Below are 14,153 nucleotides of genomic sequence, written 5' to 3' on the forward strand. Positions count from 1 at the left end.
AGCAGGTCACGATGGATATCGAAGTTTTGGACATTGATCTGAGCCGTTACGTCAATACGGACGTTGTCTCATCGCAATTGTTCTGGCGGACGATCTATATCGCCAGGTCGCGGCCTGCGCTTGCGCTGGCTCAGTCTGTCATACGGTCGAATTCTATAGAAAACGTTGAACCGACGCCCAGTTCGCTGACGTAATCGATGGTGCCGTTGTGGCGCTCAACGATCTGCTTGCTGATGTTCAGGCCAAGGCCGGTGCCACCGACTTTACGCACATCGGAAGAATCCACCTGGCTGAACTTGCCAAAAACGCGGTCCTTGGCATCTTTCGGAATGCCCACACCCTCGTCATGGACCGAAATGCGGATGCGGGTGCCAAGGGCTTCCACGCGCACCCTTACCGTACCGCGCTCATGCGAAAACTTCAGGGCGTTTGACAACAGGTTGTTCATCACTTGGATAAGGCGGCTGCGGTCGCCCAAAAACCGGCAATCTTCCTCGCAGTGGATGGTCGTGACTTGGATGCCGAGCTTTCCGGCATAACCTGTGGTGGATTCCACGGCCTCGTCCACCAACTCGTTGGCATTGAGGGGTTTAAAATGGAACACGATCTCGCCAGCTTCGATCTTTTGCAGGTCGAGCAGGTCATCGATCAAGTTAGCGAGCCGATGCCCGTTCTTGGCCGCGATGCCGATGACGCGCTTGAGCTTCTCGGGCACCTCGCCGAGTACGCCGCTGTTTACGAGGTCAAGTGATCCCATGATTGAGGTCAGCGGTGTGCGCAACTCATGGCTGACCGTGGCGAGGAACTGCGACTTGACCTCCAAGGCAGCCTTGGCGCGCTCGTTTTCTTGCTTGATCAGTTGAATCTGTTCAAGCCGCTCCTGGTAGCTGAGGTAGAACTTCGCTGAAATGTCACAAATGAAGTAGAGCACGAAGATGATTGTGAAGAACTCCAACCAGATTGGGGAGTTAAGCGGTGGGAAATAGCGAAACACGTCAAGAAACGCGATGAACAGAAACGCTAAACCATAGATCGACAGACGCAAGAGCAAGATGCCGATCATTTGACTATTGTACATTGCCGCGAAAATCGACGCACAAAGGAGCAAGAAGCTCGGCGTCAAATGCCCGCTCGATGTTTGCTGAACTGCAGTACCGACGATAAAAGCGCTGATCGTGATCGCACTCAGGCCTGTGTTGATAGTGATACGCTTGAGGATTTTCCCGCCTACGACCGGATCTTTACCATCCCAGCCGAGGTGCTTGCGCGCAAGTGCCATATCAAGCAATTCGATAAGAGCTACGGCGCTGTAGAACGCAAGGATTACAATGGGATCAATGTAGAAAAGAGCCAATATGGCCGCAACACAATAACTCAATTGCCGCTTCCAGACGAGCTGGTCGGCAAGGCGCAGGTAGTCCTTGATACTTTGTTCTTGACCGTCCGAGTTGAACCAATCGCCCCGGGTCGCCCAAACTGTGTTAAAGTCCTTCATGCCTACCTCTGACGCAGGTCCGAGGTTAACGCTTATAGCGAAATTGTGTTGAAAATAGACCACTCACAAGGCGGGATGTTGCTTTTCAATTGCGAAAATTTCAAAGCTCTATGACACGTTGATATTGGTTGGGGCCATGGTTCAGTCCGCATTGCAAACCGACTGAGCATTGTCCCCCGTCGAAGGCGCCCGACCACGCGCAGTCAGGCCGCCTCGGAACGGCCATTTTTCGAAGCGACATAGACCCCCGAAAGATCCGGGAATTCAATGTTGGATTGCGGGATCGCGTCAATCGGACCGAAAACCGGAGTGCGCGCCAGGACCGCGTCGCGCTGTTCCCTAACCTTGGCGGTCAGAAGGTGGATAGGCTTTGCCAACCCAGGGTAGCTGCGTGGTTCCATCGCCGGTTTATAACCAAAGTAGCGGCGGTAGAACGCGGCATGCTCGGCACGCACCGGCGCAAGGCCCAGATCGATATCGTAAAACATTATAGCCAGACACGGGATGCGCAGTGCTAAAAAATGCAGCGGCACGCGCTGTTTACGGGCCGCAGGATCGATCACAAAGCGGGTCGAATCGAGCGCCGTCTGTCCGCGTTTGATGTCCTCCAGTATCTCGGGAAACACCTCCAGCGTCGGTGATGTAAGCGACAGACTGGAGATCAGGTGCAGACGCACCGACGCCAACAACTTACCATCCATTTCAATACCGACGTGGACGCAGTTCGCCGTCTCGTCGAATGCGTCGGTCATGATACCGCGCTCGTTTTCGACGACCGACCGTTCGGCGCGATAGCATTTGTAGCGCAGGCGATATACCTCCTCGAGGTCCTCGCTGTCGGTCAGAACCCTGTAGCGCGAGTGCTTCAACGCATCGATGACTTGCTCGTTCATGATCGCTCCTTCCAAGACTGCGCGACTACGGCTTTGCGCGACATACGAGGAGGTCGCTGTAGCCACGATAAACGGAGTCTTGCCTGAGGATTTCGAAGTCCGCTGCGGTGGCAGCCGATGCGATCTCTGCCTCGGTGTGCGTCCAGTAAACACCGTTCTTTTGTGCCTTGAAGATAGCCGTGTTCTGCTTGGCGATTTCTCGTCCCTGCCAAAAGACCCGGAGTGTGCGTGCCAGCCCATGTTCTTTTCTCAAGTGGGAGAAAAGGTAGCTGCGCCAGTCGGCCACGTTCATGTAACGACCAAGATCGATCAGGTAGAGCAAGCCGCCCGGCCGAAGCAACCTACGCATGTCGGCGAGCCGCTGCTCTGGCGCGGGCATTGCGTAAAGCGCGTGTACGCAGATGACAAGATCGGCCGTGCCAGGGGCATCGATGTCTTCGAGCGCAAGGGTCTCATAATTGGTATTGCCGTGCGCTGCCAATTTGGCTCTCGCCAGCCCGATCATGCCTGCGTCGGGTTCGACGAAGTGGATCTCACTGCCGGGGCAGGCGCGAGCCGCGATCTCGGTGTAGTTCCCGGTGCCGCCACCAATGTCATAGATCACTTTCGGTGTCTCAATTGTTTCAAGGAAAGCCTCGAAATCGCGCAGCAGCGCCTGATACTCAGGGTTGTGCTCGGACAGTAGATCATAGGCCGTTGCGTAAGTGCTCCAATCAACACGGACCGAGCGATCACTAGATTCAGACCTACTGAGCATTATGGGGCGGGGCCCCTCAGCACTGGCGTGTGATGGCATAGGAGAACGGCTCCAAGGTTAAATTGGGATTGGCTTTCTGCACGACGTCTTTAGTTAACAATACGTTACGCTGCGAAGCTCACATTGCAAGGCCTTTTATCCACAGTAGAGCGCTCTTGGGTGTAATGTTTCCAATTCTGCAACTAGCAGACGAGCTGAATTCACCATTGGCGCAGGCGTACATGGCGCTCTTTGGGCAACACATCTGTTACAACTAATCTAGGCATCACTACAAAATATGCCTTGAGATCAAAGAACAACCTCCAATTGTGGTGCAGCTCGGCAGATCTCAGAGCCTTTCGGGACCGATGCGGGCTGCCCGGTTCAGACGCGTGACACCGTTAGGCGCGCTCCGCAAAGACCGCGTCTCTCCGCAATAAAATGTGACCAAAAAAAGGCAGAGACGTCAGATTCGGGTGCCAAATTTACCTGATCCGACAAAATACGACCCCAATTATGAGCGATAAAAGAGCGAATCAGACTCACTCAATGGACCCTGAGGTATGATGAAAGTATTAATGGTTGAGGACGATCAGGTAATTCTGGATCTAGTCGCGCATTTTGTTGGTATCGCTATTCACCACAACGTCAACGCAGCCCCTTCGGCAACAGTGGCACGTAAGCCCTCGATTAGTGGCAAGATTTTCAAGCGGCGTGCTCATTCTGGCGAGCCAAGTCATTATATATGCGGAAAATACGAACGCGCGGATGGATAAGGGCGTTTTCTCGCGTAGCGGGCCCAATATCGTTCTTCGCTCCACCGCCTTCTGGCACTTTGTCACCCGGACAAAATTACGCTGACCTAGAGCCTTTTCATGATCGCCCTAGGCGTCTTCATGCTGCTGCCAACTAGTTGTTCTGACGTTAGCAGATGGTTCTGGACAGGGGTGACGCCTGATCGTTTCGCTGATACCGTCGCGGCGTTACACAAAAGGGCGAATCCTCCATGCGGCTACTTTGTTTGACTCTCGCGCTCGTCCTTCTAAACGCCGCGCAGGCGGTGGCGGATGGACGGGTCGCGCTCCTGATCGGAAACGCCAGCTATACCAACCACGATTTCGCTCTCACCAACCCCGGCAACGACGTGCGCGCCCTTGACGACGCCCTCCGCCGCCTCAACTTCGAGGTCCGCTCCGTTATCGACCTATCGCGCGAGGAGATGATGGCCTCGCTCGACTGGCTCAGCGAGACGGCCCGTGACGCCGACATCGCCATGGTCTTCTTCGCCGGACACTCTATTCAAGTCGGGTCCGAAAACTATGCCATCGGCGTCGACTTGGCCGGGCTCTCCGCCCCAGCCGTTGCGCGGTCCAGCATTACAATGACCGAGATCCGCGCCGCGCTCGAAGAGGCCGATGCTGACCTCTCGATGATCGTGCTCGATGCCTGCCGCAACAACCCGCTCGGCGATGCCGAGATCGGCGAGGTGGGGCTCTCCGCCGTCACGGGCGGGGTCGGCACCTTGGTTGCCTACTCCACCGATCCTGGCAATGTAGCTGCCGACGGCATTGGCGACAACAGCACCTTCACGGCGGCTTTGCTCGACCATATCGAAACGCCGGGCCTTGACGTGCGCATCATGTTTGGCCGTGTTCGGCAGGAGGTCGTGCGCGACACCGGCGGCCAGCAAATCCCGTGGGTCGAAGAGGCGGTGATCGGCGAGCATTATCTCGCCCGCGGCGCCCCGCCACTCGACACCGAGCTGCGCATCTGGCGCGAGGTCGTCGAGGCTGGTACTGTCGATGATTACCAGGGCTACCTGAAAGAGTTCCCCGAGGGTCTCTACAAGATCATGGCGGAACTGCGCATCGACGACCTGCGCGGTGTCCCGCTCGAGGCCGGAGACCTTGCCGACGAAGACCTCCCGCAGGCGACCGCCGCACTTGAGATGCTGGGCTATTTCGTGCCGAATGCGCCCGCCACGTCCGACGAGGAGGTCCGCCGCGCCTTCGCTCGCTGGCGCGGGACCCAGCCGGCTGGCGGGCGCACGTTCGACGCGCTGATGCGGGAGGGCGCGCGGACCGCCACTTTCCTCGGCACCTACACCGTCAGCGTCGTGAGAAGCGACCTTGCCCGCCATACCTTGATCCAGGAACAGCTGCGCATCGCCGAGGAAAACCTGGCAGTGGCCGAAGCCGACTTCGGCGACACCCCCGAGGCCCGCGACGTGCTTGCCGACATGCGCCGCCAGGTCGGTGAGATTGGCGAGATAGGGCAGCGGACCGCCGCCAGCCTCGATTCGAGCCGCACCTACTACAACGACCTCGTCGAACAGACCGATCGCCACCTCGTCGCCTACATGTCTGACGAGGCCCAACCGCGCTTTGCCGCCAGCCGCGCCCTGTCCGGTACGTCCAGCCGTGCGCTGGCCGACGCCCGGACATTTTACAGACATCTTGAACTTATGCGGGATGCACCGGACGGGTCCTATGCGTGGTTGGCCGCAATGATGGAGGAGAACTGACCGATGCGACTGCCGATAACCATCCTCGTCACCGTCACGGCGCTTGCCGCATGCGACGTGCCCCAACAGCCAGCGCGTGACGCAATGCCCTGCCCTGCGCCTAAATCCGCTAGCGCCTACGGCGCACCGCGGCCAGCGCCAGCCATGGATGCCCAAATGATCTGCATGAAAGACGCCTGGGCCGAGTCCAAGCGAGAGTTGGCGGAGGCAAAGTCCGTGGCCGTGGCCGAGAACCGCGAGATGCCTCCGAAGATCGATGCTGAGGTCGATGAGGTTCTGAGCCGCAAAGTTGGTGGCGAAACTGACGACGCTCGGCTCGAGCAGCTGCGCGACGCGGTCTCCGATGCCCGCCGTCTCGCCGCGATCGTTTCCGCCGGCTGAGAAGGCGCAAATCAGCCCCTTCGCAAGCTGCAAAGGCTGGCTCACGCTGGCGTCAATTTTATTGAGTGCAGTGAGTGCCATGTGCTGTTGCAGGAGGTGTCGCACTGCTTAGGCTGGCCTCGTTCAGTGCCTCGACACAGACGTTGACCTCCAGCGTGTTCGAGATTCGCCAGGCCAAAACCTTTCTGGTATGCCAGTCCATCATGGCGACGAGATACTGGAACCCGCAGCGCATGGGCAGGTATGCGCGTCATTGCACCTATGGCGAGTAAACGTCTGATATCGCGTTGTCCCAGTGTCCGAACTTCTGGGGGTCGCTCAGACATCCGCGGCGCGGGACAGGTCCATCGGCAGCCTGATAAAGAACGTCGATCCATTGCCGACCTCGCTATCGAAGCCAATCTCGCCATCATGGGCTTGGACAATCTTCTGGGAAATCGTCATGCCCAGACCGGTTCCCTTGCGAGTCACGCCATCGAGACTCGGTAGCTTTGAAAAGCTCTCGAAGACGCTCGCACGCATTTCTTCGGGAATGCCGGGGCCATCATCGGCCACCGAAATCTGCCAGAACCTGCCATCTTCACGCAACCCGACCCTTACGGTGCCGTGGGTCGGGGAATACTTGGCCGCGTTGGATAGAAGATTTGCAAGTACTTGCATCATGCGCTCTGGCGCAACAAAGATCGGTGCGGTTTCCAGATCTGTCTCAAAAGCGAAACTCACATGCAAGTCGCTACCATAGCCCTTGTTTATCTCAACAGCCTCGTTGACGAGGGAGACAAGGTCGACATGCACCTTTTCAATCGGCATCTTGCCTGCACGGAACTTTTCAAGATCAAGGATGTCATCGACCACCAGCAATAGCCGGTCCGTATTGCGCACGGCGATATCCAGAACCGATTGTGCCTTGGGGTCAAAGGTTCCTAGGGCACCGGAATTTAACAGCCTCAGGGATCCATGTATTGAGGTTAAAGGGGTGCGCAGCTCATGGCTGACGATGGATACCGACTCCATCTTAGCACGCTCGATCTGCTTGCGTTCAGTCGAGTCGCGCAGGACCGACACGAACAGCATATTGCCGTCTTCGCCGCGGACAATCCGGGTGCTGATCTCGCCGCTGGTCTCGCCGCGTCGCACGTCAATGCTTACCACCTCTTTCTCGCCCGAGAACAGAGGTGCAACATGAGCTCGGAAATACTTTTCATTCATGTTGGGATCAGCGTCGAGAACGGTCTTGTCGACCAGATCTTTTGCTTTCCAACCGCTGGCCCTGATGGCCGCGTGGTTGGCATAGACCATGTCCAGACTCTCGACACAAAAAATATAGACCTCGTCCTGCAGGTGATCGAACAATGCCTTCAGAAACCGCGCCTGTTCGGCGCGATGGAAATCGGTATTATCGGTGCGGATTTCCACCGTGCGGACAAGGTTCCCATGGTCATCCATCACGGGCACGAGGGTGCACCGTGTGTAGATTCTGGAACCATCGGCAGCTATCTCTTCGTTCTCGCCTGACCAGATGTCGCCCGTTACCAAGGACTTGCGCGCCGCTCTGTATACGGCGTCCGACGCACCGTCGGGATAGATGATAGAGATCGGTTTTCCGACAAGTTCGGAATTCAAGTAACCGTAGCGTCCAGAAAAGTTCTCGTTCACCGATGTAATCACGCCTCCAGAATCTGTCAGGCTGACCAAAGCGTGCCGGTTCAGGGCGGTATATATCAGTTCGATTTCCTGTCCCTGCTTCTGGACGCGCTCGGCATGCAGCTTCAGCAACTGATTTCGACGGTAGACGGCTAGGCCAAGGGTGCCCACCAGCAACAAAGACAAGCTGGCAATCGCGAAATGCGGACCTGAGAAAACCCAGTAAAACCCGTCGTTAAGGAAGAATAGGAGACCCACCGCGACCAAACCGATGGCAATTGACGCGACAGGGAGACCGTAAAGCTGTCTTAATTTTACTTTTTTTCTGTCAAATAAGTTTTCCAAGGATAATCTCCCAACCGTCAAAAAAGCACCGGGCTTCGTACCGCTTACATCACGTTGCCTATCTTACACATCTGGCGAGATTGGGGCAGTAATCGGACGATAGTTGTTTTTCTGTGTGGTCCCGGGTAGCTGCCGGATCTGGCTAGGACGCGTCACGGCAGGACGTATTCGAATACATCGAGATGTTCTACGTCCCGAACCGCGAGCCCACGAACAACGGGATGCTATTGCCCGTTGCCTTCGAGAACAGACCGGAGAAACTGAACGAGGCGGGTGCCTAGGGCAACCAGCGGCACATCAAGATTCATTGCCGCTGCGGCTTCAAACAATCACCCCGTGTCGTTTTCCGCCAAATTTTGAAACGAGACTGGACGAGTGTTGTCGAAATCGGTTACGCGAACGTAGCAAATCGTGAGTGCAAATAATCTGATCGTATTGCAGAGGCTACGAATGAAAATTCTGTCAGTTGTCCTACCAGTAACGTCACAGAACGGAAATTGCACCGCGCATGGCGAAGATCTAGACAGAACTTTCAAGGCGCTAGAAGTCCTTTTGGGCGGACACGGACGCGTTGTGGACTATGTTCTTTTGGTGCCCGCCTGCCGTGAGGCAGAGGTTTCTGATCGCCTGTCACACTATCAGAGTGCTGCATCGGTTCAGCTGCAAGCGTACTCGGATAGCTTGTCCGTTAGTCTCAAGACTACATTTGCGACAAAGGATCCAGATCACCTATGGGCCGTAGTCCCCACAGGTTCGAATATGCCGACCTTCTTTGAAGATCGTGTGTTGCAACTCTTTGAGACTACAGAATCTGATGTGCTGTTTCTCACAGAAGAGAATCGTACGGAATCTCCGTACAAGATTTGTGAAATGAAAGATTTACTACAAGGTTTTGCGGCTGCGCCATCGGTGATTGTGGCAAATAGTGCCACGCTATGTTCGCTGCCACTGGCCTATGCGGATGAGCCACACAAACTCGAACGCCGCCTTTTGTCTGCAGCCCTCGACAAGGGCTTAAAATGTCGTTCGGCGGCTTTGGCCCCAGACACAAAGCCAGCGAGTGCGATTCATACCAGCGCAGATCTCGCGTGTCTTCGACTAAGCTTTCCCGAGTTGTGCTTGACCGCCGAAGATGCTGAAACGCTCGCGACGCTTCAAACGGATACGATTGGGACAGAAGCGATCAAACGTCTTGTTAAGCGCGCCAAATCCGCGCGCCTGAACGTGGCAATCGCACAATCGCTCGCGACGCATCGAGATAATGAAACTGTTCAGCGTTCGGTTTTTGGCGAAGTCGACTGGCAGGCGGCACCAAAACGGATCGTTAGAGTGCCGGATCAACGAATGCCGACACCGCTCTTCACGGTTTTGATCGCGACATTCAATGCCAGCGCTGATCTTGTAGCTACATTGCAGTCCATTCTGGTTCAGAATCGCACTGATATAGAGTGTATCATTGTCGATGGGGGCTCGCGCGATCACACTCTGGACATTGCAGCGGCATGGCCCCATGTGGTGACGCATTGCTTCAGTCACCCGGACAAAGGTCTTTACGATGCCCTGAACAAGGGCCTAGCCGTTGCAAGAGGAACCTTGATCGGGATTGTTGGGGCAGGAGATTGTTACCTGCCAGGCGCTTTGGACCGGGTTGCCTTTGCCCATTACAGCGAACCGGCAGATGTGTTTGGCGGCCAGACAATAGAGCGTGCTCCGGATGGACAGACCCGCAAGCGCAAGGATGAGCCATGGGGGCTGAACGCCTTTGTGAGCGGGGGGCCGGTCGGTCACAATGGCATGTTTGCAACCAGCAAGGCCTATGAACAGATTGGGTCATTTGGTTATGTCTATCCAATGGCCGAGGATACCCGTTGGATGCATCGTGCCATTCACGCGGGGTGTAGCTTTACCTATATTCCGGAACCCGTTGTCTTGTTTCCTTTGACGGGCATGTCGAACAACAATCCAGACCTCGTTTGGCAAGAGGCACATGGGCTTATCAAGCAAAACTTTCCGGGGATAGATCTGAATCGCGAAGACGCACTCAAGCTATTATTTGGTGCCCGCGGATGGTGTCCGCCAGAAGAGATAAAACCGGTTCTCGAACGAAACGAACATGTCCCACTGAACATCAGTGCCGCGCTCGCGCTAAAGGCCGAGCAGGTGCCGCTTGATACGATGCTGGATATTCTCTCCGGAGTCTTGTGGCACGAGGCCGCCGACCTGTACCGCAAGAACGGCTTGCGGTTTGCCGAGACGCGCCCCGATAGGACGCCACTGCTGTCCATCGTCCTGCCCAGCTACAACGTCGGGAAATACTTGGGCAAAGCACTCTTGAGTATCCTCCTGCAGGACATGGAAGATCTGGAGGTTATTGTCGTCAACGACGGGGCAACGGACCACACCCCCTGTGTTGCCGCAGCATTCGCTGCGATCGACAAACGGGTGAGGATCATCTCCCAGAAAAATCAGGGGCTTTCGCAAGCGCGCCTGAGCGGCATCCCGCATTGCCGAGGCGATTATGTATGGTTCATCGATTCAGACGATTTCTTGCGTGAGGATTGTCTGGGACGGATCGAGGAAATCCTGAGGCGAGAACGCCCTGATACCTATATGGTCCACTTTGCATATATTGATGAGCACGACGTTATTGATAACGGCCCGATTGCGCCGAGGGATTGGACCGGACTTGTGCTTGACCCTGTCAACACGCCTCAAGCGTATTGCACACTTGCGGGTTGGAACGCTCAAACATGGCGGTTTATCCTGCGTCGTGACATGTTCCACGAGCATGATCTGTCTTTTCCGGTCGGATATTACTACGAAGACCACCATTTCGCGATGAAGCTTCTGTCGCGAACCCGCAGTTTGTTTGTCGACCCTGCCGTGAGTTATGTGTACCTGCGCCGAGGCAATTCCATCTCCGCTGAAAAGAGCCGCCGGGTTTTTGACTTTCTTCACATTCGACGCATGTGCCTGAATTTCCTCAAAGAAGAGGGACTTTTGGAACGTATGGCACCGCTTGCGCAGTCATATCTGTTGCCAGTGGGCTTTATCCGACATCACGTCGCCGCAGAATATGTCTCAGAGTTTCTTCACGCCCTGCTCAGCGACACAAATGCGCAAGAAGTTCGGCAGTTTCTACATCATGCGAGCTCAGATGATTTCGCCCTTTTACAGGAATACGCTCCAGAGTGGGTTTCCGATCTCGCTCGAACTCCGGATACATCAATGTATGCCGAACTTGCCATAGCCGCTGTGGCATCCAACTTGCCTGCGATGCAGCCGAAAAGTGCCATACATCCGATATCGAGAACATTGCCGCAGCACGCGATTGTCGGTGTCTTTAGTGTTGAATTGGCGAATGGCCCGCAAACGCCTCAGGGATTGTCCCATTGGTGCTGGACGCGCGAGGAGAGTTTCTTTCTTCGTGTGTGCACGCGATACATTTCAAAGCCGATTATCCAACTTCGCTTTCGCAATATGGTCGAAGAACAGTTGATCCTGATCGAAGGTCCGGGATTGATACACAGTTGCCCAACGGTCTCAACCAACCTAGACGATGTCCAGCAAGTGGCGGTCCCGCTGTCACCTGACCCAGATTATCAGGTCATCCGTCTGCGGATTCAAGGCGCAACCCAAGTTGATGCACGCAAAGTGGGTATCATGCTAGAGGCCGTGGATCTGACAGATGGCGAACTCGGACGCTATCTCTCTCCGGACGTGACGCAAACCGTGCCGAAAGTGCGGGCACCGAGTTCGTCAAATGTGTCCCAATTGAATGCCGATGTGCGGGTTCGTCCCGAAAACCGTCCCTACGTTCTAGTAGGTGAAAATTGCAACATCGCAGGCACATTTGTCTTTGAACGTGGTGTTGGCCAGATCACAATCGGTGACGGGACGTCGATTGGCGGGGGATGCATGCTGATATGCGCCCAACCAGAGGGGATTCATATTGGGCGAAACGTGATGTTGTCTTGGGACGTCGTCGTTTCCGATAATGACTCTCACGCGACATCGCGACAGTTGCGGGAAACCGATGCGCGTGACTGGCTGACCGGAGAACAGCGCCGGAACTTGGGCGTTTACAAGAACTGGTATGGCGTCCACACAGGCAAAGTCACGATCGGAGATGGAGTTTGGATCGGCTTTGGCAGCACGATCTTGAAAGGTGTAACCATCGGCGAGGGCGCTATCGTCGCAGCCCAGTCTGTGGTCACAAAGGATGTTCCAGCTTTCAGTATCGTAGGAGGTAATCCTGCTCAAATTCTGAAACGCGATGAGGCCACCGAAGCGAGGGCCATTGAGAAGAAGAGAAGAAGTTTTCCGGACTTCGTTTTGCCCGAAGTAACCTTCACCAAGCCCGAGTCTCAGGGATAAATCGGATGGGGGATGCGTGCACATATCCGATGACGTGGGAAGAGGCGGTTCGATGGCTCTGTGAGCATCCCGACCAGAATAAGCGTGATCTGGCGCGTGCCTGCTACTTCGATGGCTCCCCTACAGACGCGGCAAAGCGGTTTCACGTGAGCAAGGAATGGGAGATTGTCCGTAGCCTCTTGCCCGAAACAGTTGGCACTGCGCTCGATCTTGGCGCGGGGCGTGGAATCTCGAGCTATGCACTTGCGAAGGATGGCTGGACCGTGACGGCTCTGGAACCGAACGATAGCTCCTTCATTGGGGCCGGTGCTATCAAAACCATTGCTTCGGAAACCAGTTTGCCGATCACAGTGGCGCTTGCAATGGCGGAAGACTTGCCCTTCCCAGAAAGCAGCTTTGATTTGATCCATTGCCGCCAAGCATTGCACCACGCTGGTGATCTGCACAAAATGGTCTCTGAGGCGATGCGCGTACTGAGGGCCGGAGGCACCTTTTTAGCAACCCGTGAGCATGTTTTGACACGTAAGAGCGACCTGAGGGTGTTTCAGGATACGCACCCGCTACACCACCTGTATGGCGGAGAATATGCCTACACATTGGATGAGTACCGCGCGGCCTTCGCTGCGCAATCACCATCGCGGATCGAGGAGTTCAGTCCCTATCAGAGCGAATTGAACTTCTTTCCCGACAATCTTGACGCGGAGCGTCATCGCCTCGCGCGGATCGCAGGGGTCAAACCGGATCAGATTCCAGATTTTGTCTTCAAGATCCGCGATCACTACGACTCCAACCCGGGCCGCCTCTATTCGTTCAGGGTAACCAAATGACACGAAATTTTCTCGTCACGGGTGCAGCAGGGTTCATTGGGCGTAACGTCATGCAACAACTGCAGTCGCAGGGTATCAAGGTCAGTGCGATCTTTAATACGCCACCTGACCCGCAGGATATTAACAAAGTGACTGACTGGCGGGACGGAGGGGTGACCGAAGCAAACTTGTCCGACCTCATGCCCGACTGTTCTGTGATCATTCACTGTGCGGGCAGCGGATCAGTGGCCCACTCTCTGAACGCCCCGGCTGAGGACTTTCAGAGTAACGTTATCACCATGCAACTGGTTCTGGAGGCGGCGCGTCGGCAGGGTGGGGTTTCTGTCGTTTTCCCATCCAGCGCAGGGGTGTATGGCGCGGTCGACACGATGCCGATCCGCGTTGATACGCCAAATCACCCCGTTTCACCTTACGGCGTAAACAAGCTGATTGCTGAGTTGCTGGTTCAGCAATATGGGCGCCATTTCAACGTGCCGGCGACCATTGTACGCCTGTTTTCCGTTTACGGACCGCAGTTGCGCAAACAGTTGTTGTGGGATGCTTGCTGCAAACTTGGCAAAGGCGATGCACTCTTCTTTGGAACGGGCGAGGAAACGCGAGACTGGGTTCACGTTGAGGATGCGGCGCGGTTGTTGATCCGGGCGGCAGATGTGGCGTCACCGGACTGCGTGATCGTGAATGGCGGCACGGGCGCATCCGTCACGATTCGCCGAATGATCGAGGGTCTCGCTGAGCGGATGGGTATTGGGGCGGAGATCCGGTTCAATCAACAGACCCGCGCCGGTGATCCAAAGCATTACGCCGCTGACATCTCAGAGGCATTGGCAACCGGCTGGACGCCCCAGAAGGATCTCGAGCAGGGGTTAGACGACTATGTCGCGTGGTTTCTGCGCGAAATGGCCCAGCAGGACAAAGACGGATAAAGAGAACC

Annotated in this window: 10 protein-coding genes and 2 pseudogenes; 7 read left to right on the forward strand and 5 right to left on the reverse strand. The window is 55.7% G+C overall.

The genetic code is table 11. The annotated features are described in order from the left end of the window. Nucleotides 1-130: 130 nt before the first annotated feature. The 3 genes from VR71_RS20685 to VR71_RS20695 all read right to left on the reverse strand — a co-directional run bounded on the left by VR71_RS20685 (nt 131) and on the right by VR71_RS20695 (nt 3,145). The gene (locus VR71_RS20685) at nt 131-1,495 is read right to left on the reverse strand and encodes a HAMP domain-containing sensor histidine kinase (protein ID WP_296430690.1); all 1,365 of its coding nucleotides are present in this window, start codon (nt 1,493-1,495) and stop codon (nt 131-133) included. A gap of 203 nt (nt 1,496-1,698) precedes the next feature. Further along, nucleotides 1,699-2,388 carry an acyl-homoserine-lactone synthase gene (locus VR71_RS20690; RefSeq protein ID WP_045686380.1) on the reverse strand — a complete coding sequence of 230 codons (690 nt, stop codon included), beginning with the start codon at nt 2,386-2,388 and terminating at the stop codon, nt 1,699-1,701. A gap of 25 nt (nt 2,389-2,413) precedes the next feature. Further along, nucleotides 2,414-3,145 (reverse strand): trans-aconitate 2-methyltransferase, encoded by a 732-nt coding sequence (locus tag VR71_RS20695; RefSeq protein WP_296430691.1) that lies wholly within the window; start codon nt 3,143-3,145, stop codon nt 2,414-2,416. Nucleotides 3,146-3,687: 542 nt separating this feature from the next. On the opposite strand from VR71_RS20695, the gene VR71_RS25330 reads away from it, so the two are divergent. The 3 genes from VR71_RS25330 (at nt 3,688) to VR71_RS20705 (ending at nt 6,029) form a co-directional block, all read left to right on the forward strand. Beyond that, the gene (locus VR71_RS25330) at nt 3,688-3,900 is read left to right on the forward strand and encodes a hypothetical protein (RefSeq protein WP_296430693.1); all 213 of its coding nucleotides are present in this window, start codon (nt 3,688-3,690) and stop codon (nt 3,898-3,900) included. Between the two features lie 230 nt (nt 3,901-4,130). After that, entirely contained in the window at nt 4,131-5,648 is a 1,518-nt protein-coding gene (locus tag VR71_RS25335) for a caspase family protein (RefSeq protein WP_296430695.1), read from the forward strand. 156 nt (nt 5,649-5,804) lie between these two features. Continuing rightward, nucleotides 5,805-6,029: a hypothetical protein gene (locus VR71_RS20705; protein ID WP_296430699.1), complete on the forward strand. Its 225-nt coding sequence runs from the start codon at nt 5,805-5,807 to the stop codon at nt 6,027-6,029. A 115-nt stretch (nt 6,030-6,144) separates the two neighbouring features. On the opposite strand, the pseudogene VR71_RS25340 reads toward VR71_RS20705, so the two are convergent. Next, nucleotides 6,145-6,273 (reverse strand): annotated as a pseudogene (locus VR71_RS25340) (IS3 family transposase); the annotation flags it as partial. 74 nt (nt 6,274-6,347) lie between these two features. Beyond that, nucleotides 6,348-8,018 (reverse strand): PAS domain-containing sensor histidine kinase, encoded by a 1,671-nt coding sequence (locus VR71_RS20710; RefSeq protein WP_296430701.1) that lies wholly within the window; start codon nt 8,016-8,018, stop codon nt 6,348-6,350. A gap of 146 nt (nt 8,019-8,164) precedes the next feature. Here VR71_RS20710 and VR71_RS25345 point away from each other — a divergent pair. From VR71_RS25345 to VR71_RS20725, 4 genes and pseudogenes are all read left to right on the forward strand, one after another. Further along, nucleotides 8,165-8,299: pseudogene (locus tag VR71_RS25345) on the forward strand (IS3 family transposase); the annotation flags it as partial. A gap of 169 nt (nt 8,300-8,468) precedes the next feature. Further along, a complete protein-coding gene (locus VR71_RS20715; RefSeq protein ID WP_296430703.1) occupies nt 8,469-12,395 on the forward strand; it encodes a glycosyltransferase in 3,927 nt (1,308 codons plus the stop codon). Nucleotides 12,396-12,541: 146 nt separating this feature from the next. Continuing rightward, complete coding sequence (locus tag VR71_RS20720; RefSeq protein WP_296430705.1) at nt 12,542-13,222, forward strand: class I SAM-dependent methyltransferase; 681 nt, start codon at nt 12,542-12,544, stop codon at nt 13,220-13,222. Beyond that, the gene (locus VR71_RS20725; RefSeq protein WP_045686385.1) at nt 13,219-14,145 is read left to right on the forward strand and encodes an NAD(P)-dependent oxidoreductase; all 927 of its coding nucleotides are present in this window, start codon (nt 13,219-13,221) and stop codon (nt 14,143-14,145) included. Before VR71_RS20720 ends, VR71_RS20725 begins: the two co-directional genes overlap by 4 nt. Nucleotides 14,146-14,153: the final 8 nt, after the last annotated feature.

The organism is Roseovarius sp. BRH_c41 (assembly GCF_000961715.1).
GTDB lineage: Bacteria > Pseudomonadota > Alphaproteobacteria > Rhodobacterales > Rhodobacteraceae > Roseovarius.